This window comes from Chryseobacterium sp. GP-SGM7, assembly GCF_049166575.1.
Classification (GTDB): domain Bacteria; phylum Bacteroidota; class Bacteroidia; order Flavobacteriales; family Weeksellaceae; genus Chryseobacterium.
In genome coordinates, this window is the sequence record NZ_JBMHFF010000002.1 from 148,330 (window position 1) to 172,523 (window position 24,194).

At 35.6% G+C, this 24,194-nt stretch carries 17 protein-coding genes and 2 rRNA genes; 7 read left to right on the plus strand and 12 right to left on the minus strand.

Going from position 1 to position 24,194, the window contains the following annotated elements:
• The first annotated feature begins 177 nt into the window (after positions 1-177).
• The 3 genes from ACOOWA_RS09525 (at position 178) to dusB (ending at position 4,955) form a co-directional block, all read left to right on the plus strand.
• Positions 178-2,944 (plus strand): 23S ribosomal RNA (locus ACOOWA_RS09525).
• A gap of 149 nt (positions 2,945-3,093) precedes the next feature.
• Positions 3,094-3,201, plus strand: a 5S ribosomal RNA gene (gene rrf, locus ACOOWA_RS09530).
• A 755-nt stretch (positions 3,202-3,956) separates the two neighbouring features.
• Positions 3,957-4,955, plus strand: a complete 999-nt coding sequence (gene dusB / locus ACOOWA_RS09535; RefSeq protein ID WP_421374869.1) for a tRNA dihydrouridine synthase DusB — start codon at positions 3,957-3,959, stop codon at positions 4,953-4,955.
• A gap of 47 nt (positions 4,956-5,002) precedes the next feature.
• On the opposite strand, the gene deoC is transcribed toward dusB, so the two are convergent.
• The 5 genes from deoC to ACOOWA_RS09560 all read right to left on the minus strand — a co-directional run bounded on the left by deoC (position 5,003) and on the right by ACOOWA_RS09560 (position 9,397).
• The gene (gene deoC / locus ACOOWA_RS09540; RefSeq protein ID WP_421375581.1) at positions 5,003-5,749 is read right to left on the minus strand and encodes a deoxyribose-phosphate aldolase; all 747 of its coding nucleotides are present in this window, start codon (positions 5,747-5,749) and stop codon (positions 5,003-5,005) included.
• A gap of 2 nt (positions 5,750-5,751) precedes the next feature.
• Positions 5,752-6,222, minus strand: coding sequence for an Lrp/AsnC ligand binding domain-containing protein (locus ACOOWA_RS09545; RefSeq protein ID WP_421374870.1), 471 nt, complete (start codon positions 6,220-6,222; stop codon positions 5,752-5,754).
• Between the two features lie 22 nt (positions 6,223-6,244).
• Positions 6,245-7,186, minus strand: coding sequence for an endonuclease (locus tag ACOOWA_RS09550; protein WP_421374871.1), 942 nt, complete (start codon positions 7,184-7,186; stop codon positions 6,245-6,247).
• Between the two features lie 277 nt (positions 7,187-7,463).
• Positions 7,464-8,138 carry a tRNA (guanosine(37)-N1)-methyltransferase TrmD gene (gene trmD / locus ACOOWA_RS09555; protein ID WP_421374872.1) on the minus strand — a complete coding sequence of 225 codons (675 nt, stop codon included), beginning with the start codon at positions 8,136-8,138 and terminating at the stop codon, positions 7,464-7,466.
• On the minus strand, positions 8,135-9,397 hold the full coding sequence (locus ACOOWA_RS09560; RefSeq protein ID WP_421374873.1) for an NAD(P)/FAD-dependent oxidoreductase: 1,263 nt from the start codon (positions 9,395-9,397) through the stop codon (positions 8,135-8,137). Before ACOOWA_RS09560 ends, trmD begins: the two co-directional genes overlap by 4 nt.
• A gap of 64 nt (positions 9,398-9,461) precedes the next feature.
• Here ACOOWA_RS09560 and ACOOWA_RS09565 point away from each other — a divergent pair, with 64 nt between their 5' ends.
• Both ACOOWA_RS09565 and ACOOWA_RS09570 read left to right on the plus strand, forming a co-directional pair.
• On the plus strand, positions 9,462-10,325 hold the full coding sequence (locus ACOOWA_RS09565) for a glycoside hydrolase family 25 protein (RefSeq protein ID WP_421374874.1): 864 nt from the start codon (positions 9,462-9,464) through the stop codon (positions 10,323-10,325).
• Between the two features lie 171 nt (positions 10,326-10,496).
• Entirely contained in the window at positions 10,497-11,903 is a 1,407-nt protein-coding gene (locus ACOOWA_RS09570; RefSeq protein WP_421374875.1) for a hypothetical protein, read from the plus strand.
• Positions 11,904-12,000: 97 nt separating this feature from the next.
• On the opposite strand, the gene gap is transcribed toward ACOOWA_RS09570, so the two are convergent.
• Together gap and pfkA are read right to left on the minus strand one after the other, a co-directional pair.
• Positions 12,001-13,005, minus strand: a complete 1,005-nt coding sequence (gene gap / locus ACOOWA_RS09575; protein ID WP_421374876.1) for a type I glyceraldehyde-3-phosphate dehydrogenase — start codon at positions 13,003-13,005, stop codon at positions 12,001-12,003.
• A gap of 35 nt (positions 13,006-13,040) precedes the next feature.
• Complete coding sequence (pfkA, locus tag ACOOWA_RS09580) at positions 13,041-14,027, minus strand: 6-phosphofructokinase (RefSeq protein WP_421374877.1); 987 nt, start codon at positions 14,025-14,027, stop codon at positions 13,041-13,043.
• A gap of 444 nt (positions 14,028-14,471) precedes the next feature.
• On the opposite strand from pfkA, the gene ACOOWA_RS09585 reads away from it, so the two are divergent.
• Positions 14,472-15,977: a S8 family peptidase gene (locus ACOOWA_RS09585; RefSeq protein WP_421374878.1), complete on the plus strand. Its 1,506-nt coding sequence runs from the start codon at positions 14,472-14,474 to the stop codon at positions 15,975-15,977.
• A gap of 57 nt (positions 15,978-16,034) precedes the next feature.
• Here ACOOWA_RS09585 and ACOOWA_RS09590 read toward each other — a convergent pair whose 3' ends face one another.
• The 3 genes from ACOOWA_RS09590 to ACOOWA_RS09600 all read right to left on the minus strand — a co-directional run bounded on the left by ACOOWA_RS09590 (position 16,035) and on the right by ACOOWA_RS09600 (position 18,712).
• The gene (locus tag ACOOWA_RS09590) at positions 16,035-17,204 is read right to left on the minus strand and encodes a carboxypeptidase-like regulatory domain-containing protein (protein WP_421374879.1); all 1,170 of its coding nucleotides are present in this window, start codon (positions 17,202-17,204) and stop codon (positions 16,035-16,037) included.
• Positions 17,205-17,261: 57 nt separating this feature from the next.
• On the minus strand, positions 17,262-18,089 hold the full coding sequence (gene ygiD / locus ACOOWA_RS09595) for a 4,5-DOPA dioxygenase extradiol (protein WP_421374880.1): 828 nt from the start codon (positions 18,087-18,089) through the stop codon (positions 17,262-17,264).
• 110 nt (positions 18,090-18,199) lie between these two features.
• A complete protein-coding gene (locus ACOOWA_RS09600) occupies positions 18,200-18,712 on the minus strand; it encodes a YceI family protein (protein WP_421374881.1) in 513 nt (170 codons plus the stop codon).
• 293 nt (positions 18,713-19,005) lie between these two features.
• Here ACOOWA_RS09600 and ACOOWA_RS09605 point away from each other — a divergent pair, with 293 nt between their 5' ends.
• The gene (locus tag ACOOWA_RS09605; RefSeq protein ID WP_421374882.1) at positions 19,006-21,147 is read left to right on the plus strand and encodes a DPP IV N-terminal domain-containing protein; all 2,142 of its coding nucleotides are present in this window, start codon (positions 19,006-19,008) and stop codon (positions 21,145-21,147) included.
• Between the two features lie 340 nt (positions 21,148-21,487).
• Here ACOOWA_RS09605 and ACOOWA_RS09610 read toward each other — a convergent pair whose 3' ends face one another.
• Together ACOOWA_RS09610 and dinB are read right to left on the minus strand one after the other, a co-directional pair.
• Complete coding sequence (locus tag ACOOWA_RS09610; protein ID WP_421374883.1) at positions 21,488-22,960, minus strand: alpha-amylase; 1,473 nt, start codon at positions 22,958-22,960, stop codon at positions 21,488-21,490.
• A 39-nt stretch (positions 22,961-22,999) separates the two neighbouring features.
• A complete protein-coding gene (gene dinB / locus ACOOWA_RS09615; protein ID WP_421374884.1) occupies positions 23,000-24,094 on the minus strand; it encodes a DNA polymerase IV in 1,095 nt (364 codons plus the stop codon).
• Positions 24,095-24,194 lie beyond the last annotated feature (100 nt).

Genomic DNA, 24,194 nt, shown 5'->3' on the forward strand with positions numbered 1-24,194 from the left:
GCAGATAGAGCCAAAAACAATATTTTGCGGAATAGATCAGAAGTAGCAAAAAGATCATTGACATTAACGGTAAAGATATCACAAAGAGAAAACCGAGCGCAATAAAGCGTTTGAGTTTACAAAAATATTTTAGCAGCAATGCTAGGAAAAAAATACTGAACTAATGTAACAATTAGGAAAGAAATCGTTAAGGGCGTATGGCGGATGCCTAGGCTTTCAGAGGCGACGAAGGACGTGGTAAGCTGCGAAAAGCTCGGGGGATTGGCACACACGAATTGATCCCGAGATGTCCGAATGGGGCAACCCGTCTGGTTGAAGACCAGTCATCCCGCTTAATGCGGGAAGCAAACCAGGAGAACTGAAACATCTAAGTACCCTGAGGAAAAGAAATCGAAGAGATTCCGTAAGTAGTGGCGAGCGAACGCGGATTAGCCCAAAAGCTTTTATATGTTTAATAGAATGTTCTGGAAAGAACAGCCGTAGAGGGTGATAGCCCCGTATATGAAAGGCATATTAGAGTGATAAATGAGTAGGGCGGGACACGTGAAATCCTGTTTGAATATGGGGGGACCATCCTCCAAGGCTAAATACTCCTGAAAGACCGATAGTGAACAAGTACTGTGAAGGAAAGGTGAAAAGCACTTCGAATAGAAGGGTGAAATAGAACCTGAAACCGTACGCCTACAAGCGGTCGAAGCCCACAAGTTGGGTGACGGCGTGCCTTTTGCATAATGAGCCTACGAGTTAATGTTACTAGCGAGGTTAAGTACTTCAGGTACGGAGCCGGAGCGAAAGCGAGTCTGAATAGGGCGCTTAGTTAGTAGTATTAGACGCGAAACCTTGTGATCTACCCATGGGCAGGTTGAAGCTTTGGTAACACAAAGTGGAGGACCGAACCGGTTGACGTTGAAAAGTCTTCGGATGACCTGTGGGTAGGGGTGAAAGGCCAATCAAACTGGGAGATAGCTCGTACTCCCCGAAATGCATTTAGGTGCAGCGTCGTGTATAAGTTTATTAGAGGTAGAGCTACTGATTGGATGCGGGGGAGTCAAATCCTACCAATTCCTGACAAACTCCGAATGCTAATAAATGTTCCACGGCAGTGAGGGCGCGGGTGCTAAGGTCCGTGTCCGAGAGGGAAAGAACCCAGACCAACAGCTAAGGTCCCCAAATATATGTTAAGTTGAAGCAACGCGGTTGGACTGCATTGACAGCTAGGATGTTGGCTTGGAAGCAGCCATTCATTTAAAGAGTGCGTAACAGCTCACTAGTCGAGCGGTCCGGCATGGATAATAATCGGGCATAAACATATTACCGAAGCTATGGATTTACAGTCATAGGACTGTATCTGGTAGGGGAGCATTCTATAGGCACAGAAGCTGAGTCGTGAGTCTTGGTGGAGCGTATAGAAAAGAAAATGTAGGCATAAGTAACGATAAAGCGGGCGAGAAACCCGCTCACCGAAAGACTAAGGTTTCCTCAGCCATGCTAATCAGCTGAGGGTTAGTCGGGACCTAACGCGAACCCGAAAGGGGTAGTGGATGGACAATGGGTTAATATTCCCATACTTGCTCACACTAAAAAGGGGACGGAGTGCCGTACTTACTGGAGACTGACGGAATAGTCAAGACCTAGCCTTCGGGCGAAGTTGCTGTAAGGAAAGTGCTTCCAAGAAAAGCCGAAGTGAAGCAACCCGTACCAAAACCGACACAGGTAGTCGAGGAGAGAATCCTAAGGTGCTAGAGTGAATCATGGTTAAGGAACTAGGCAAAATAGTCTCGTAACTTCGGAAGAAGAGACGCCATCAGCAATGGTGGCCGCAGTAAAGAGGCCCAGGCGACTGTTTATCAAAAACACAGGACTCTGCTAAATCGAAAGATGCTGTATAGGGTCTGACACCTGCCCGGTGCTGGAAGGTTAAGGAAGGGCGTTAGCAGCAATGCGAAGCGTTTGACTGAAGCCCCAGTAAACGGCGGCCGTAACTATAACGGTCCTAAGGTAGCGAAATTCCTTGTCGGGTAAGTTCCGACCTGCACGAATGGTGTAACGATCTGGGCACTGTCTCAACCATGAGCTCTGTGAAATTGTAGTCTCGGTGAAGATGCCGAGTACCCGCAATGGGACGAAAAGACCCTGTGAACCTTTACTATAACTTCGTATTGACTTTGAGTAAGTAATGTGTAGGATAGGTGGGAGACTATGAAGCAGGCACGCTAGTGTTTGTGGAGTCAACGTTGAAATACCACCCTTTACTTACTTGGAGCCTAACTTCTGAAAGGAAGGACACTGCGTGGTGGGTAGTTTGACTGGGGTGGTCGCCTCCAAAAGAGTAACGGAGGCTTTCAAAGGTACCCTCAGCACGCTTGGTAACCGTGCGTAGAGTGTAATGGCATAAGGGTGCTTGACTGTGAGACCTACAAGTCGATCAGGTGCGAAAGCAGGACATAGTGATCCGGTGGTTCCGTATGGAAGGGCCATCGCTCATAGGATAAAAGGTACTCCGGGGATAACAGGCTAGTCTCCCCCAAGAGCTCACATCGACGGGGAGGTTCGGCACCTCGATGTCGGCTCGTCACATCCTGGGGCTGGAGAAGGTCCCAAGGGTTGGGCTGTTCGCCCATTAAAGTGGCACGCGAGCTGGGTTCAGAACGTCGTGAGACAGTTCGGTCTCTATCTATTGCGGGCGTTAGATGTTTGAGAGGGCTTGAATCTAGTACGAGAGGACCGATTTGAACAAACCTCTGGTGTATCAGTTGTTCCGCCAGGAGCACCGCTGAGTAGCTACGTTTGGAAGAGATAAGCACTGAAAGCATATAAGTGCGAAACTCGCCTCAAGATGAGACATCTTTTAAGGGTCGTTGGAGATGACGACGTTGATAGGCTACAGGTGTAAAGTTGGTAACAGCATAGCCGAGTAGTACTAATTACCCGTAGATTTATAGCCTGATTGGCTGATGCTTTATTGCGCAATTAAAGGTTCTCTCTTTGTGAATGTTTTTATCGATTAAAATCAGAAGTTAGAAACTAGAGATTAGAAGTTAGTCATTCACTAACCTCTGACGACTAAAATCTAACCTCTTAATATACAGCCTTTAGGGTGGTTTTAGCGGTGGGGCTCACCTGTTCCCATTCCGAACACAGAAGTTAAGCCCACCAGCGCCGATGGTACTGCGAAAGCGGGAGAGTAGGTCGCCGCCAGTTTTTATTCAACTCCTCAATCGAAAGATTAGAGGAGTTTTTTGTTTTAAGTCTCATACAGTCTCATAAAGTTTCATACAGTCTTATACATCTTTGTATCAGACTTTTTTGGATATAAACTAAAGGATATGCAAAAAGAATTCAAATTAACAATTTAAAAAGGCAAAGGGCAAATTCAAATGCAAAAGGCAAAAGACAAATGCAAAAAGAAAACAACATCCAAAATGTAAGTTTTAATATTCTTAGTTCAATATTTATAGTTCAAAACTGAAACACCATTACCAAAATTAAAACTTCAGAGCTCAACATGAAAATTCTAAATTCTCTGCTGTAAATTATATTGATAGTCAACATCGGAAATTTCTTATCCAAGCTCAAAATTCAGATTCATTTATAGTATAAACTTTATATTAAAGCTGACTAGAATTAACAGCAAAAATCTTGAAAAAGTAATGAATCTAGTAGTTAATGTTTTTAGAATAGTAGTGACTTTAATGCACACTTATTGTAAATAACATTTTACTATCATAAGTAGCTGAAGAAATGTTTCTTGAAACTTCAGAGTATAGGTTACCCCGCAGCACGAAATGGTAAGCTGGTGGAATTGATGCTGGAAGTAAGGGAGTGAGGAGTAGTAGCGAATAGCTGGAAATATCTCCTAAAGTAATCTATAATTATTATAACTTACTTTATTATAAAAATCAGAGTAATAGATATTATTGAATTGTTTAAAGTTTGAAAATTCGTAAATTTGCAGTATGATAAAAATTGGCAATATAGAACTGCCGGAATTTCCGCTTTTGTTGGCTCCGATGGAAGATGTGAGTGACCCTCCATATAGACGTTTGTGTAAATTGCATGGAGCGGATTTGATGTATTCAGAATTTATTTCTTCTGAAGGATTAATACGTGACGCGATAAAAAGTAGAAAAAAACTGGATATTTTCGATTATGAAAGACCTGTCGGAATCCAGATTTTTGGTGGTGATGAAGAGGCAATGGCTATGTCTGCAAGGATTGTAGAAACTGTGAATCCTGATTTAGTAGATATTAATTTCGGGTGTCCTGTTAAAAAAGTAGTTTGTAAAGGTGCAGGTGCAGGAGTTTTGAAAGATGTCGATATGATGGTGCGTTTAACGAAAGCTGTTGTCAGTTCTACGAGCCTTCCTGTAACGGTAAAAACGCGTTTAGGATGGGACAGTAATTCAATTAACATCGATGAAGTTGCTGAACGTTTACAAGAAACAGGAATTAAGGCTTTAACCATTCATGCGAGAACGCGTGGACAAATGTATAAAGGCGAGGCTGACTGGGAACATATTTCAAGGATTAAACAAAATCCTAATATCGAAATTCCTATTTTTGGAAATGGAGATATCGATTCACCCGAAAAAGCTTTAGAATACAAGCAGAAATATGCATGTGACGGAATTATGATTGGTCGTGCTGCAATTGGTTATCCATGGATTTTTAATGAAATTAAGCACTTTTTTAAGACTGGTGAGAATTTGGCTGCTCCAACAATTTCAGACCGTTTACTGGCTGTTCGTCAACACGCTGAATGGAGTGCAGAATGGAAAGGTGAAAAGTTAGGATTAATTGAAATGAGACAACATTACAGCAATTACTTCCGTGGAATTCCGCATTTCAAAGATTTCAGAAGAAAGTTTTTAGAAGTATACAGTTTGGAAGAAATGGATGCTGTAATCCTGGAAACACAAGATTTTTACGCAGAATATCAAGCTCAGCAAGTATAAAATAACCCATCAAACTTTGATGGGTTTATTTTATCAATCTAATTTATTCAGTAATCCTGAGAGGAAGATTCATTTTTTATAAGTGCAATAGCTGAAGAAGTCCCAATTCTTTTTACCCCCAATTCAATCATCTTTTCGGCATCTTCGGGAGTTCTTACTCCACCCGCAGCTTTCACGGGAAGTTTTCCGGCGTTATTGAGCATTATTTTGATACCTTCGAAGGTAGCTCCGTTTGGTTTTCCAGCTTCTGTTACAAAAAAACCTGTTGAAGATTTTACAAAAATATTTTTTAAATCTTTTTCCTGGAAATTCTTTTCTGCCCAAGTTGAAATATTTTTTGTAATGTCTGCAATCTGCTCATCTGTCAAAGCAGCAATTTCGATAATCCATTTTACTACTTTATGATGCTGAACACATAATTCGGTACATTTTAGAAACTCATCTTTTATTACGCTTAAATCTCCTTTAAGATAAGATTGGTAATTGATAACAAAATCCAGTTCATCTGCTCCGTTATTAATAGCTTGTAAAGCTTCAGACAGTTTTTCATCAACAGAATTAGTTCCTTCATGAAAGCCAATCACTGTTCCTAAAACAACATCAGAATTCTTTTCATTTAAAAAAGTTTTAATATCAGGAACATAATCAGGACGAATCATCACTGCAAAAATTTGATGATCTGTCGCTTCCTGAGCCAGATCTTTTACTTTCTGTAAGGTCTCTTCATCGGAAAGACCAGATTGTTGCGGAGTTTTTAAATAGGTCGAATCTAAATATTGTGCGATGTTCATGATAGTTAAACTTTCAGTTGTCGGGAAATACCTTGTTCCAAAGATATGAAAGTTTCAGTTCTTGTTACACCTTTCAGTTTTTGAAGTTTGCTTAAGATCTGCATTAAATGATCATTGTCTTTGCATAATACTTTTATGAAAATTGTATAATTTCCTGTCGTGTAGTGCGCTTCTACAACTTCATTTACTTCTTTTAAAGATTTTACCACATCGGTGTAATGACTGGGTTGATCCAGAAACATTCCGATATATGAAACCACTTTATAACCTATTTTTCTTGGATTTAGAAAAGAAATAGAATTTTCAATAACGCCTGCCTGTTCCAGTTTTTTGATTCGCTGATGAACTGCTGTTGTGGAAATCCCTACTTGTTTAGAGATATATGCCAATGAACTCTTAGAATTATCCATTAGCATATAGATAATTTCTTTGTCTAGAGGGTCTAATTCGTAAATTGTATTGTTTGTGTTTTTCATCTTGATATCTATTACTTTATACTCAATTATTTTCTTTAAAAGTCATGTAAACCGGAAAATGATCACTAAAACCACCAAGATACCTTGTTCCTGCATACGTTCTGAAAGGTCTTCCTTCAAAGCCCCGGTTTTTGGTACTTATGCTTTCAGGACTAAAAATTTTAGCTTCCTGAAAAGATAATGATGCTCCAATCTCAAAAAAAGAATCAGACAGCAAAATCTGGTCAAACAGTAATCCGGATTTATAATGAAAAGCAGAATATTTTTTAGATGAAAACAGCCTTTGAAAAGGATTGTGCATGATCCTTTTCTCTTTCTCTGAATCGTCGTAAAGAATGTTAATTATATTTTCATCATCCGGGTTTTGATTAAAATCACCGCACAAAATGACGTGTTCTTTTTCTTTTATAATGTTTAAAATTCTGTTGCGAATTTCATTCATGATAAATTTTCGTTTGGGCTGATTAATGTCTTTTTCTCTTTTCGAGGGAAGATGAGCAACAAAAACATTCATTAGTTCTCCTTTACATTTTAGCTTTGCAAAAAGAACATCCCTTGTGGTGTCATAATTGTCGGGGTCGTTATCTACAATTTCAAAAAAGAAAGTAATTGGTTCAGAATCTATGATTTCAACTTTCGATTTGTCATATAAAAGAGCAACGTCTACTTTTCGCTCATCCAAAGAATTATAATGTACAATTCCGTACTGTGAGCTGAAAGGATCAAGCTGTACAAGCTCTTCGAGAACCTTTTTTCCAGAAATTTCACATAAACCGATGATGGCTGGTAAAACTCCGTTTTCTTCCTTCATTAAACGAAAAACATGTGCAATTTTTGAAAGTTTAATTCTGTACTTTCTGTCGTCCCAGTTTCTTAACCCTGATTTTGTGGGGTCGAGTTTATGTATCTGCGGCGGATCGGGCAAAAATAAATTTTCAACATTGTAAAAAGCAAAAAGCTCCATCAACACTTTTTCTAATTGTAGTATCTTAAAATTAATTTAATTATCATTTCTGTATATTAAAATTTTAAGTATAAATAAATTTACATTTAAAATATAATAATGTTATCAGTATAACCAATAAGTCACAAATCTACAACATAAATTCTAGATTATACCGTGCTTTTATGATTAAAAAATAATCCATTTAAAAGTGAAATAGATAGGATAAAAAACTAAAGTATGGTATTAAAAATGTAAAATTTTCAACAATAATTATTTATTGCCTAAGTTTTATTATTTATTCTAAAAGATCAGGTCGCTTTTCTGTGGTAATTTTTATAGCTTGCTCGTGTCTCCACTCTTCTATTTTGGCAAAATTTCCGCTTAAAAGGATTCTTGGAACTTCCAAACCTTTGTAATTTTCCGGTCTTGTATAAATCGGTGGAGAAAGTAGATCATCCTGAAAACTATCTGTTAAAGCACTTTGCTCGTCATTCAAAACTCCCGGAACAAGGCGAATAATAGAATCTGCCAAAACACATGCGGCCAATTCACCGCCTGTCAATACAAAATCTCCGATAGAAATTTCTTTGGTTATATGCAGATCTCTCAAACGCTGATCAATTCCCTTGTAATGACCACATAAAAAAATTAGATTTTTTTTAATAGAAAGTGTATTGGCAATTTTTTGGTTTAAAGTTTGTCCGTCGGGTGTTAAATAAATAATTTCATCATAATCACGCTGAGATTTAAGTTCAGAAATACATTTATCCAAAGGCTCAATCATCATCACCATTCCTGCACCTCCTCCGTAAGGTTCGTCATCAATTTGACGGTGCTTGTTGATCGACCAGTCTCTCAATTGATGAAAATGTACTTCTACAATACCTTTATCTACTGCTCTTTTCAAAATAGAAGTTTGGAACGGACTTACCATTAATTCTGGAAGCACGCTTATAATGTCAATTCTCATTGCTGCGTATTATTTTTTTGAGATGGCGAAATAATCAATCGAAGAGAAGAATCTTTATTAAAATAACTCCACATCCAGTTGAAAAAGATCGCCAGTTTATTTCGAACGCTCAAAATAAGCATTAAATGTAAGAACATCCAAAAATACCAGGCTAAAAATCCCTGAAATTTTATGAATGGTAAATCGACAACAGCTCTGTGTTTTCCGATTGTCGCTAAAGAACCCTGATCTTTATACTCATATTCTACCCAATCATTTTTACTTTTCCTCAGAAAATTTTTGCCCAAATTTTTTGCCTGATTGATGGCAACATTAGCAACCTGAGGATGACCTTGAGGATATTTCGGGGTTTCCATATAGGAAATATCTCCGATAGCGTAAATATTTTCGTAACCTTTTACTTTATTGAAACGATCGACAATGTATCTGTTTCTGACTAGATTTTCAGTAGGAAAACCATCAATTACGTTTCCTGTAACGCCTGCAGCCCAGATTACATTGTTTGACGGAATTTCTTTGCCGCTTTTCATGTAAACTTTATCGCCGTCATAATCTGTTACTACTTCACCACTGAGGAATTTTACGCCAAGCTCTTTTAAATATTTTTCAGATTTTTCCTGAGCTTCAGGACTCATTACAGCAAGAGGCTTTTCGGTGGAACTTACCAAAATAATTTCAAGCTGATCAAAATTCATATAAGGATAATCACGGGGAAGAATTTCTTTTTTCATTTCTGAAAAAGCTCCGGCTAATTCTACTCCGGTCGGCCCGCTTCCTACGATAACGATATTCCAGTTTCCGTTGTCACTTCGGCTTTTCTCAAGAATCAGTTTTTCAAAAGTCATTAAAACATGATTTCTGATTCCGATGGCTTCCTGGGTATTTTTCATCCCGAAAGCCTTGGTTTCAAGATCTTTGTTGCCGAAAAAATTAGTTTTACAACCTGTTGCGATAATTAATTTGTCATAGGTAAATTCAGCTTCGTCTGTGATCACTTTATTGTTGGCGTGATCGATAGATTTTACATCGGTCAGGCGGAACTGTGTATTTCTGGATTGCTGAAAAATTTTTCTGAAAGGAAAAGATATATTGGAAGGCTCTATCCGTCCACATGCAACCTGATAAAAAAGCGGCTGAAACATATGATGGTTTACTTTGTCGAGAACAATTACTTTTTTGTTTTTATTGTTCAGCGTTTTTGCAAGCTGCAAGCCGGCAAAACCACCTCCAATGATGATAATCTTTTCACGTGTTTCCATAATATCAAATTTACTGATTTTATTTAGTAATGTAAGCCTTAAAAAGTTAGTTTTGCAAAACTTAATGAGCGATAAAAAATACACCAAAAAAACTGCCAAAAACATACATAAGAAGAGACGAAAGAACTATTTTTTGCGTCGTAAAATTGTATTGGCAATATTGGTGATTGCACTTATCGGAACGGGTTTATATCTGAAGCAGTCAATAAGTTACTATTACGCTTTATACTTTAATAAATTCACTCATAAGAAGCTGAAAAATAATGAAAATGAAACTTTGAGAATTCAGAAAATTCTTGCTGATAATCTCGATAAAACATATGGTTTTGATATTTCTCATTATCAAAATACAAAGGATATAAAATGGGACAGTCTGAGTATCGGAAACAAAACAATACCTCTGGAATTTGTGGTGATGAGAGCTACGATGGGAAATCGAAATGCTGATAAAAATTTTGATGAATTTTGGGCATCTGCAAAAAAGCATAATCTTATTCGTGGAGCTTATCATTTTTACCGAGCAGATGAAGACCCGGTGATCCAGGCTAATAATTTTCTTGAAAATGTAAAGCTTGAAAATGGAGATCTACCACCTGTTTTAGATATTGAAAAAATTCCGAGAACAAAATCCAGTAAAAAACTGATTGAAGATTTAAAAGTCTGGTGTAAAATTGTGGAAGAAACGTATGGCGAAAAACCAATCATCTATACTTATTACCATTATTACAAAGATTTTCTGAGAGGTGAGTTTGATGATTATCCGATTTGGCTTGCCAATTACAATGATGTTCCCGAACCTTCCCCTGAAGATCAATGGCAGTTTTGGCAGTTCACAGAAAACGGAATTGTCTATGGAATTAATTCTAAAATAGATCTCAATATTTATAATGGCGGAATCTGGTCGCTGAAGAGTTTGACTTTGGATTAACTGAATATTAATAATTACAATTTTATTAAAAATCACCCTTTTGGGTGATTTTTTTATTTGCTAAAAATTCTAATATTTGTGATAAACTATAAACTTGAAAACTCGATTACGAATGCTTTGTGTATTAGTCGATGTTCCTTTTAAAAAAAACTAACTAAAAACAAAATAATTATGAGAACAAAAATTTTATTGCTGATTATGATTGGATTGGGAAAGATTATTTCAGCGCAGGGATGCATAGATTCAAATCATGATGTTTTAAAGAACTCTTCACAAATTTGTATTAATCCATTTGATATGGATGATTATCCTAAAGGAATTAAATTTAAAAAAGGAACTACTTTAAAGTTTGTAATAAAAAATGTAAATCCTCTGAAGGTTAAAGGTAGCAATATAGTAAGTAAAGTTGAAAATTTTCAATTTGAAGTACCTAAATTAATTCAAGATAATAATATTACTTCAAAAGAGAAAGATAGCAATAAAGATAATCAGAAGGGTAGAAATCCTGCATCGACCTCCTTTGTTACCAAAGATGATTTTATTGAAGAGTATAAAAATTTTTTAGAAATTATGTCAGTAATTGAGAAGAAGGCTAATTTTAACAACTTGCTAATTAATTTAATTGGAGATAATGTTTTTATAAAAAATACTGATGTACTTAAAAACAATGTTGAAAAAATATACGAAAGTACATATGATCTTGATGATTTAATATCACAAGATATGTTGGAATTACAAAAGTCTTATTTGGAACTAAAAAATATTTACGACGAAATCAATAAAGCATCAAGTGATATTTCTATTTCTGGAACAATTTCAATTAACGGTTCAACAGCAAAATTAGATAATACAAAACTAGTGACAAATAAACTAATGTATGAAGAAGAATTTAATGTTGCTAAAAAGGCTGTGGAAATTATTAATGATGAAAAAAAGAAAAATGATTTAATTATTAAGGCTATTGGAGGAATTAATACCTATCAATTAATCAAAAATAATGATTTTACTGAAATAACTAATGCAATACAATTAAATGATGATGCTACTATTGTTACACCTATTTTAATCGGAAAGGATGATAAAGAGTTAGTAAAGTTCAATCCTATTAAAATTACAACTTATGGAGGTATTAAGGTTAACTTTAGTTCGGGCTATATGTTAAGTTTTATTAGCAATGATGATTATCATTTAAAATATAATAATGAAGGAGGAGCAGTTGGAGTATATAAAAATGAAAATAGTATTCTTAATCATGCTTTGGGAGCTTTAGCACATGTTTTTTGGGATGAAGGAAAAACATATATGTTTGGTTTATCTTCTGGGATAAGTGTAAATACCGATGCTAAACTTAATTTTTATGCAGGTCCATCATTTGCATTTTTAGAAAAAAACAGGTTGATTTTCACAGGCGGACTTTCTTTCGTAAATGTAAAAAGATTGAATAGAAATAATTTAACTTCTAATGATGAGTTTATAAGCCCAAATCATTTAGATATTACCTATTCTGAAATTTATAAACCAGCAGTTTTTTTTAGTGTAACTTATAATTTATTTTCTAAAAGTGATGAAGCTAAGTGAATCAACTAAATTTTTAATTCAACGAATAATTCTTTTATGATATAAAAAAAACCTTCCGCACGGAAGGTTTTTTTTATATCATAAAAGATTAAATCAATTACAAAGAAGCTGCATGAATCAACATATCAACCAATTTGTTTGAATAACCCATTTCGTTGTCATACCAAGAAACAAGTTTCACGAAGTTTGGAGAAAGCATAATACCTGCATCTTTGTCGAAGATTGAAGTTCTCTTATCACCTACGAAATCCTGAGAAACTACGGCATCTTCAGTATATCCAAGAATACCTTTCAATTCACCTTCAGAAGCTGCTTTTATAACTGCACAAATTTCTTCGTAAGAAGCACCTTTTTCAATTCTTACGGTTAAATCTACTACAGAAACATCAACAGTCGGTACTCTGAAAGACATCCCTGTCAATTTTCCGTTCAAAGAAGGAATTACTTTTCCTACTGCTTTTGCAGCACCTGTAGAAGAAGGAATGATGTTATTTAGAGCAGCTCTACCGCCTCTCCAGTCTTTCATTGAAGGACCGTCAACTGTTTTCTGGGTTGCTGTTGTAGCATGTACAGTTGTCATTAAACCTTCTACAATTCCGAAGTTATCGTGAATCACTTTAGCCAAAGGAGCTAAACAGTTTGTAGTACAAGAAGCGTTTGATAAGATTTTTACATCGTCAGTAAGTTCTTTGTGGTTTACACCCATTACAAACATTGGCGTATCATCTTTAGAAGGAGCAGAAAGTATTACTTTTTTTGCACCTGCTGTAATATGTTTTGCAGCACTTTCTTTATCTAAGAATAAACCGGTTGATTCTACTACGTAATCAGCACCGATTGCGTCCCATTTTAGGTTAGCCGGGTCTTTTTCTGCAGTAACTCTGATTTTTTTACCGTTTACCACAAGATCGTTACCTTCTACAGAAACTTCCCCTGGGAAAACTCCGTGTACAGAATCGTATTTTAACATGTAAGCCATGTATTCTGCATTGATAAGATCGTTGATTCCTACAACTTCGATGTTGCTTCTTTCTGTCATTGCTCTGAAAACAAGACGACCGATTCTACCAAAACCGTTAATACCTACTTTAATTGTTGACATAGTGTTTTACTTTTTTTAAAAATTATATTAAATAGTTAGATTGCTAAAATTTCTGAAATCAACAAAAGATCTTTATTGATTTCGTTGTGTTTTTTAATGGCTTCTTCAATCGGAGTGTACGTTAAATCGTTAGAACGCATTCCTGCCATTACGTTGGTTTGTCCTTCCATTAATCCTACCACAGCTCCGTAACCCAGTCTGCTTGCTAAAACCCGGTCTGCACAGCTCGGGGAACCGCCTCTTTGCATGTGTCCTAAAATAGCAACCCGAATGTCATAATCAGGGAATTCTGATTGTGTTTTTTCTGCTAATTCGTAAACATTGGCTAGTTTTTCACCTTCTGCTACCACAACGATGCTTGAAGATTTTCCTGTTTTCTCGGCATTTCTGAATTTGATGAATAAATCATCAATACTGTCTTTTCTTTCAGGGATTAAAATTTCCAAAGCTCCGGTTGCCAAACCACTGTTTAAAGCGATAAATCCTGCGTCACGTCCCATCACCTCAACAAAGAAAACTCTGTTGTGAGAAGTTGCCGTATCACGGATTTTATCAATTGCATCCATGGCGGTGTTTAATGCGGTATCGTAGCCAATGGTGTTGTCGGTTCCAAAAATATCGTTGTCGATAGTTCCCGGAACTCCTATTGTTCTGATTCCGAATTCTTCATTGAAGATTTTTGCCCCGGTAAAAGTTCCGTCTCCGCCGATACAAACCAAGCCTTCAATACCATATTTTTTACAGTTTTCAAAAGCTTTTCGGCGACCTTCTTCTGTTCTGAATTCTTTGGAACGGGCAGATTTTAGAATTGTACCACCCTGATTGATTATATTTTTTACGGAACGAGGCCCCATTTTCAGGAAATCATCGTGGATAAGACCATTATAACCTTCTCTTACTCCGTAACATTCGATATTGTAATAATTTGCAGTTCTAACGACTGCTCTTAATGCTGCATTCATACCCGGAGAATCGCCTCCAGAAGTAAGAACTGCAATTTTTTTTACAGCACTTTCTTTCATCTAGTAAAAAATTTCAAAAACAAATTTACGAAAACAAGTTCAGATAATCGTAGTATCTGGAGAATAACTTTCAGGAATGAATATTTAAGGGTTTTAATAAATTTTGATATTTATTTTTAGTTTAATAATCTTTTAAAGAGCAGAGTTCAAACAAAATAATATTAAATAATCGGTCTTGATTTGTTTTAAAAATTATTAGATTCTCCGTAATCTCTTATAATTGAAAGTCTTTGTATTTCCTTGTTAAGTTTAGACCTTTGTACAACCCAAAGAAAGTTTAATGTTTAAAATTCTTTTTTTTGACTTTGCATTAAATTTTAATGTTGTAAATAATAATTAATGTTCATAGTATTTAAAAGATATTTCACTTCAATGTAAAATTTTAATATTTCTATATCATTAGAAATTAATATCTTGTGATACCAAATTTTAAATATTTAAATCATGAAAAAATGTGTATTCTACCTGCTCACAGTTTTTGCGCTGAGCTCATGTTCTACAGAAGAGATGCAAACCAGTTCGGTTGAAGCAGAAATTGTACAAACCGATCCATTAAGTGCAAGACAAATCAACGATCAAATTAATCAAACCACTAAAACAAAAGGAAAATTTTCCTGGAATGAAGCTTCTTCCCATTTTTTATGGAGCGGAATTGTTCAGGGAAATAAATTGGCTTCTATCGGTTTTGGGGATTCAAAAGATGATTTCGACAGAAGTAAATCTGCCAATTCTGAGACTTTACAGAATGAAATTTTAAAAGTAATTCAACAATATGAAGGCAAAAAAGACAGAGTTTTGTTGGCTTCAGACGAATATTTAAATCAGATTGATGTCTATATAGAAAAGCAGGAAACCGTGATTGCCCTGAGAAAACTCAAATCAATCCGTTATTTCGAGCCTGCAGATTACCGTTATTTTGAAAATGAAAATAAGATCAATGGATCTACAGCAAAATCAAGCGGAAGTTCTTCAGGTTGTGGTCTGGAATCTGAAGCTTTAAATGCAGCAGATTACACAACGGTTTCTCCCAACGCAAAAGCACCGTGGTCATTTGCCAAACATAATATTACAAGCGCATGGAATTACAGCACCGGAGCCGGAGTTACCATCGGATTAATTGATTCCGGAGTTTCTTTTAATCAAAGTTTATTGAGTGGAAGTTTTAATAATGGTTCATCTTCAGGAAGAACAATCAGTAAAAACGGAGTATATGTAGATTCTGTTTGGCCGTGGAGTTCGGGTTATGACGGAGCAGATGATAAATGCGGTCACGGAACGAGTATGGCTTCTGCGATGGCGGCTCCGAGAAACAATTTAGGACAACCTGTTGGTGTTGCTTATAATTCAAATCTAATTTCTTATCGTGCGGCTTCCAATGTGGTTTTAGACGGGTATCACGAACAGGAAGGTGTGAAAATCGCCTTTACAAATCTTGGAAACACAGCAAGCGTAAAAATTATTTCAATGTCGATGGGACATATTTTCTCAGTCGGAAAAATTGAAGACGGTGTAAAATATGCGTATTCTAAAGGAAAACTGATTTTCTGCGCAGGCGGAACTTCAACAAGCTTTACCACTTTTGTTGGCGTAATTTTCCCGGCTTGGATGCCCGAAACACAGGCAATTACAGGTGTGAAAGAAAACACATCTAATCAAAAATGTGATGTGTGTCATTCAGGAAGTGAAATTGATTTTACGTATCAGATGGAAAGAGCTTCAGGAAACAATATTCCGGTGTTGAGTTATTATAACGGACAGACAGATTATGTAGGTGGTTCTTCCGTTGCAACTGCTTCTACCGCAGGAATTGCAGCTTTGGTGTGGTCTAAAAATCCTTCTTGGACAAGAGATCAGGTTTTAAATAAAATGAGACAGTCTGCAACGTATTATCCAACCAAAAATGCAGATTTCGGATATGGAAACATTAATGTTTTACAGGCTGTGCAATAAATTTTAAATCAATTTACATAATGAAAGCTTCCGTTTTTGGAAGCTTTTTTATTTAAACTAATCACCTGGTTGATAATCCAACGGCAACAATTTTTCAATTTTATCTTTGGCAAAATTTCCTTGATTGGTTAATTGACCGGGATTTGACGTGTTTCCGTTATCATAAATTTCATAAGATTGATTTTCAGGATGAAGAAATGATGTCTGAATAATTGGGAAACTGCTTTTCACAAAATTGCCTTTAACCAATTCGTAGAAATACTTTTTGAAATTAATCTGCATCATATAGTCATAGTCTAGAAATAATTTTCCATCAGTCTTTTTAGTATAATCAGACTCCGGAATCTGGATTTTTGTGACTGCAATCTTGTATGGTGGTTCGTTTCTTTTTTTGGTTCCAATATCAAGTAAATCGGGTGGAACTTGTGTTATTGTTTTAGATTTTAAAGATTGGGCAAAATCTTTTAAGCGTTGTAACTCTTCTTCTGTAGGGTATTTTGAATTAGGATATTTTGTAATCTGATTTACAATAAAACCTTCACTTTTCACTGTTTCCGTGAAGACCGAACGGAAAAAATGCACCTGGCTTCCATCATAAGCGTTTATTCGGTTGAGTTTTACTTTGTCTGTATTTTTAGTTTCCTTAAAAAAGCTTGTCCCTATAAATCTTGTTGTGTTTTCATCAAAACTGGCAATAAATTCTTCGAGATTATAGTCAATTGTGTAACCCAGATTTTTATTTTCTATAATTAAAGTCTGCGGAGCTTTTACTCTTAAAATTTTATTTGTTTTATCGTAAGAAAACTTCAATGAACGTTGATTTTTGATCCTCACATTTACCTGATCTTCACCAATAAAAGAATCCAGGAAAAATTTGATGTAATCTTTATAAGCTTTCTCAGTAAACGGAATAATGACAACTTCTTCAATCTCTTTGGCTTTAATCAAAACCACTTTTAGTTTTTTATTTAAAACTTCGGAAGTATTGACGGTAAAAGTTTCGTAATTATCTTTTTTGAAAACTAAACTGTTGTTATTTTTGGAATTGAGATTTAAAGAAAAACTTCCATCTTCGGCAGAAACAGTTCCGGTTCTTGTTCCATCAAGATAAATATTCACATTCGCAATCGGTTTTTCGATGTCATTGACGACTGTTCCTTTTATAGTCTGCGATAAAAGTACATACAACGGACACAAAATAAAAAAAAGTAATATTGCGTTTTTCATGGTAAACAATATTACTAATTTTATAGTGATAAAAAAAGTTTGTTGAGGAAATTTAACTTATCCGATTTTCACACTCGTCATACTCAGCGAACCGCCAATTAACTCATCATTAAACAAAAACAGTTCTTCCGATTTATTTTTTAAACCTAAAGAATAAATCAATGGCAAATAATGATCGGGAGTAGGAATTGCGTATTGTAATGAAGTTCCTTGTTTTTGATAATCAATTAAATTTTGAAAATTTCCGTCCAAGAGCCAATTATTGGTGAGTTCACGGGCTTCAATTGCCCAGTCCCAACCCACACCAACGCTATCTATATTTCTCCAATCTATTAATCTTAAATTATGAACGATGTTTCCACTGCCAATAATTAAAATTCCTTTTTCTCTCAGTTTTTCTAATTTTTTAGCCAAATCAAAATGATATGGTGAAGGTTTTGTATAATCAATACTTAACTGAATCACAGGAATATCTGCATTCGGATACATATGTTTTATCACCGACCACGCTCCGTGATCAAGTCCCCAATGGTGATCTTCTTCTACCAAAACAGGTTTTAGAAGTTCCTTAGTTTCATGAGCTAATTCAGGATTTCCGGGAGCAGGATATTCTACATCAAACAAAGCTTGCGGAAAACCACCAAAATCATGAATCGTTCTTGGCATTTTCATAGCAGTAACTTTCGTTCCGTTGGTGTACCAATGTGCAGAAATACACAGAATAGCATTTGGTTTCGGGATTTCTTTAGCTACATTTCGAAATCCCTGAACGAATTGATTTTCTTCAATTGCATTCATCGGAGATCCATGTCTAAGAAATAAAACCGGCATTTTCTGTGAGTTCTTAAACTGACTGCTGATATTTTGGAGATCGTTAAGATTCATTTTACTTAAGATTAAAAAAGGTTCAAGGCTAAAATCCCCTGAACCTTTCTGATTAAAAAAACAATTGATTTCACTATTCCACTACTTGTGGTTTAGCTGAAATCTTTTAATTAAGCTTGTTTTACAAACTGCAGTTCACCTGCAATTTTTACATCTTCACTTACCATTACACCTCCTGCTTCAAGAGCTGCGTTCCAGTTCAGACCAAAATCTTTTCTGTTGATTTTTCCTTCAAAAGAGAAACCAGCTTTAGTATTTCCCCAAGGATCAACGTTAATTCCACCAAACTCTACATCCAAATTGATTGGTTTTGTCACTCCGTTTACAGTAAGATTTCCAGTTACTGTGTTATTTAAAGCATCAGATTCAAAAGTAATTGTCGGATTAGCTTCTGCGTTAAAAAATTCTGCAGATTTTAAATGATTATCTCTGTCCGTGTTATGAGTAGAGATAGAGTTTACCTGAATGGTTGCTGTAGTTTTTGCATTGGCAAAAGTATCGTCTTCAGCTTCGATTTCAGCAGTGAAATCTGTGAAATTACCTTTGATATTAGAGATCATCATGTGTTTTACTTTAAAAGTAATTTCACTGTGAGCCGGGTCTAAATTCCATTTTGTAGCCATTGTATTTATTTTTTGTTGTTATTTATAGTGCAAATCTATCGCAACTTTGATACCTAAAACATTGATTTAGGATAAGAAAATCATTTTAATTTAAATTTAATCATGCTTGATTACTCATTACTCATTTTTTTTCGGAAGCTATTTCCCGTTTTCACTTTAGGTAACTTCCAAAAAACCTATGAGGTTTAATAATAGCGTTTAATCGTAAAAACCATACATTATCAATGTTTTATTTTAACATTTTTTAACGTGTGACATTTATTTCTTACTTTTGACGGATTCAATTTTTAGAAATGAAACTACAACAATTTTCTTTATTACTGGTAGTTTTGGGTGGAACAGCTTTTGCTCAGACCCAGAAATTTACCATGGCAGAAGCTGTAAACGGGCTCAGAACCAATCTTGCCGTTAAAAATCTCTCCCAGTTTTCATGGTCAAATGATAACAAATCTTATATTCAGGCTGTGAAAGGTGGATATTTAATGACTGACCTTAAAACAAACAAGCAGGATACTTTAATTTCTCTGACTCAGGTTAATAAAAATTTTGCAGATAAAAAGCTGAAAGGTCTTCCTCCGGTGAAATTCATGACCAATTCTGAAGCCTATTTTTCAGCCAATAACCAAATGTACTGGGTAGAAAAGTCAGGGAGTGAATGGAAAGTGAAACGTGCGGCAGCTTTGGGAGATAATCCTGCAAACATTAAAACTTTTGCTGATAATCAGACTTTAGCCTATACAAAAGGGAATAATTTATTTATCAATAAAAACGGGAAGGAAGTTGCGGTAACGAATGATTCCAACGAAAATATTCTGAACGGAGCTTCTAATGTTCACAGAAACGAGTTCGGAATCGATACAGGAATTTTTCCTTCTCCCAATTCTGAAAATGTAGCGTTTTACAGAATGGATCAAACAATGGTTGCAGATTATCCTATCATCGATTGGTCTGTAACTCCTGCTGTAAATACGAATATTAAATATCCAATGGCTGGAAAAACCTCTCATGAGGTGACTTTGGGAGTTTACAATATTAAAAATCAATCAACAACATTTTTGAAAATTGATGGTGAAAAAGATCAATATTTAACGGCAATTACCTGGAGTCCGGATTCTAAATTTATCTTCGTGGGTGTTTTAAACAGAGCTCAGAATCATTTAAGGATGAATAAATATGACGCTGTTACCGGGAATTTCATCAATACATTATTCGAAGAAACCAGCGATAAATATGTTGAGCCGCAACATCCGCTGACGTTTTTCCCAAATTCAAATACCGATTTTATCTGGCAAAGTCAGAGAACGGGATATAATCATTTATTTCATTACAGCTTAGAAAAAGGTCTGATCGCTCAGATTACCAAAGGGGAGTGGTTGGTGACTGATATTTTAGGTTTTAATGAAAAGAAAAAGGAAATTTATTATACCTCAACACAGGAAACTCCTACTGAGAAGCATTTATACCGAATCAACTGGAATACTTTTAAAACGCAGAGATTAGACAATGCAGAAGGTGTGCATAACGGTGTGTTGAGCAGTGATGGAAATTATTTATATGATTCGTACAGCAATGCTACAACACCAAGAATCGTAGATATTGTAAATACGACGACTTTGAAGGCTACTAATCTTTTAAAATCGGATAATCCACTGAAAAATTACAACCGTCCTGAAATTAAAAATATCACTTTAAAAGCTGATGACGGAACGATTTTGTACGGAAAAGTGATTCTTCCCACCAATTTTGACCCGAATAAAAAATATCCTGCCATTGTTTATTTGTATAATGGTCCACATCTGCAGCTTGTGACTAACACTTTCCCTGCTTCAGGAAATCTTTGGTATGAATATATGGCTCAGAACGGATATATTATATTCACAATGGACGGAAGAGGTTCTTCAAACCGCGGAATGAAATTTGAGCAGGCTGTTTTCAGAAATTTGGGAACCACAGAAATGAATGACCAGATGAAGGGTGTGAATTACCTGAAATCACTTCCTTACGTAGATTCTGAGAGAATGGGAATCCACGGGTGGAGCTTTGGAGGATTTATGACAACAAGTTTTATGCTTCGTCAACCTGATGTTTTCAAAGTGGGAGTTGCGGGAGGACCTGTAATCGACTGGAGCATGTACGAAATTATGTACGGCGAAAGATATATGGATACTCCGCAGGAAAATCCTCAAGGATATGCAGCTTCCAATCTTTTGGATAAAGTTCAGAATTTGAAAGGTAAATTATTAATGATTCACGGCGCTCAGGATGATGTTGTGGTTTGGCAACATTCTATGAAGTTCATCAAATCGGCAGTTGATCAAGGTGTCCAAATGGATTATTTTGTATATCCGGGACATCCTCATAATGTCATCGGAAAAGACAGAGTACATTTGATGCAGAAAGTCACCGATTATTTTGATTTATATCTAAAGAAATAATACTATAAAATCCAGTCTTTGAAAAGGCTGGATTTTTTGTTTTTATCGCTCTTATGAAATTTTTATTTTTTAGATTTTAGGATATGGCTTTTTTTTACCGCCAAAGAATCAAAAGATTTTACTAAGATCAATTTAATCAAATGTTAGCAAAACAAATGATTAGATTTTTTCACATTTGTAAACTTTTGAATACTTATTTTAAAAAACATTTCTTTTGATTTTTTTGCGGTAAAATCATTTTTGTAACGTATTAAGATTGTAAATTATAATGATTGAACAGATTAAAAATTTTAAAATAAATCTGCGTCATCACCAAAATCTGCGAGAGCTTTAAAATTAATTATTCAGAAATCCAAACACTCACATTTCCTGCCGGAACAGGAAAATCTGCCCATCCGTCTTCTCTGATTTCTACTTTTTCCTCAAATCTGCCTAATGCATCGTAAAATGTTCTTCCAACATATCTTTCACCCATTTCCATAGGTTTAGTGTACGATTCTTTATTGCTTAAAACGACTGCACAACCTTCGTGATCTTCATCGCCTTCACGAACCCAGCCTAAACAGTTTGCATCTTCAAAATAATCTCTCTGGATTCCGTAAGCATTTTCTTTTCTGGCTTTTAAGAGTTCTTCAATGCTGTCTACCTTATCCAAAGTTATTTCATATTCATTTCCATCATTTCCGTAATCTTTATAATTTGCTCCGTACAAATCAGGATAAAACACACAAGGATATCCTTTTTCTCGTAGTAAAATTAATGCATAAGCTAATGGCTTAAACCATGCTTCAACTGGTGCTTCCAAATCCTGTAGGGGTTGTGTATCATGATTATCAACCAAACTTACGGAATGGAGAGGGTCAGCTTCTGTTAATGTTTCAGAAAAAATATGTCTTAAATCATAAGAATCTCCTTCTTTTGAGGCAGTGTGAAAATTATTATGCAACGAACTGTCGAAAAGGCTCATACATCCTTCAGTTGCCTCAATGTATTTTTGTAATAGATTAAGTTGTCCGGGAGCCCAATATTCTCCGACAGCAAAGATGTTTTTGCCAGTATTGGAGCGAAGTAAAGTGAGCCACTCTTTGTAAAATTCAAAAGAAATATGCTTCAAAGCGTCTAATCTCACACCGTCAAAATCAATTTGGTCATAATACCATTTTGCCCAATTATTCAATTCTTCCCGAACGTGAGGATTTCTGTGCTCAATGTCGTTAAACATTAAATAATCGTAGTTTCCTTTTTCGTCATCAATCATTTCTTCCCAATCGTCACCGTACTCAGATTTGATTTTATAAATATGAGAATCTCTACCTTCAGCATAATCAACACCGCTGAAACAAGTGAAATTCCATTCAAATTCTGAATATTTTTTTCCACGTCCCGGAAATGTAAACTTGGTAAAAGATTCTATCTCTATTTCTGAAGAAATAATTTTTTCACGATTGTTTTCGTCAACTTTTACAACTTTAAATTTTTCCAATTCATCACCTCCGGCTTTATGTCCTAAGACAATATCCACAATAATCTGGATATTTTTCTTTTTTAGAGTTTGAATGGCATTTGTGTAATCGTCTTTAGTTCCGTATTTTGTTGAGATAGAGTTTTTTTGGTCAAACTCTCCTAGATCAAAGAGATCGTAAGCATCGTATCCAACTGAGTTCTCACCGTCTGTGCTTTTATAAGCTGGCGGAAACCAAACAGAAGTAATTCCTAATTCAGATAAATATTCAGCTTGTTCTTCGGCGTGATTCCATAGCTTTCCACCTCCTTCGGTGTACCAATGGAAAAATTGTATCATGGTCTGGTTCATAATAAAAGTAAATTTTGTGATATCAAATTATTGAAAATTTTATGAGTCAAAATCCTCAAACGGAATTTTAAGCTGAACTGAAATCTGCTTTTTTTCTTCTGTGTTGAGATGAGATAATGACAAGCCCAATAATCGTACCGCTTTATCAAATGGACGGAGTTCCCAAAGTTTTTTTGCAGTTGCAAGATACTGTTCGGGTGAAATGAAATACTCTTCTTTTGTAAAACTTCTCGTAAATAATGAGAAATCTTTGTACTTGATTTTTAAAGTTAAAGATCTTCCGAGAATATTGTGTTTCTGAAGTCGCTGGTGAAGTTCCTGACTTAAATTTTCAAGTTTTTCGTTGATTTCCTGTTCATCTGAAAGGTCTTCAAAAAAAGTCCTTTCCACCGCAATACTTTTTTGGATTCTGTTTGGTTTTACTTCAGAATGGTGAATCCCACGGACAACGTTATAATAATACTTTCCTGACTTACCGAAAAGTCTCGTTAAATCTTCCAGCGATCTTTTTTTTAAATCTTTACCTTTAAATATTGCTAAGCTGAACATTTTATTGGCGGTCACCTTTCCGACACCGTAGAATTTCTCAACAGGTAATTCTTCTAAGAACTTTTCTATTTTTTCGGGATGAATGGTTTTTTGGCCGTTCGGTTTATTGATGTCTGATGCAACTTTAGCTAAAAATTTATTGGTAGAAATTCCTGCAGAAGCAGTCAAACCGGTTTGTTCGAATATTTTCTGACGGATTTCTTTCGCAATCTGATTGGCAGATTCTATATCTTTCTTATTCTCCGTAACATCCAGATAAGCTTCATCCAGAGAAAGTGGCTCCACCAAATCGGTGTATTCATAGAAAATCTCACGGATTTTTCTTGAAATTTCTTTATATCGAGCAAATCTTGGCGGAACAAAAATCAAATGAGGACATTTTTCTTTTGCTGTTTTACTCGGCATCGCAGAACGCACCCCATATTTTCTTGCTTCATAACTCGCCGCTGAAACTACGCCGCGATGACCACCACCAACAGCAATCGCTTTTCCTCGCAATGCAGGATTATCAAGCTGCTCCACGGAAGCATAAAATGCATCCATATCAACATGAATTATTTTGCGGAGCGGAAACGGAGAATCCATACCGCAAAGATATGGATTCTTAGATTTGTTGGTTCAAAGTTCTATGTTTAAGGTTCGAAGTTGTAACCGCAAAAGAAACAAAAGCTTTATTTCTAAATTT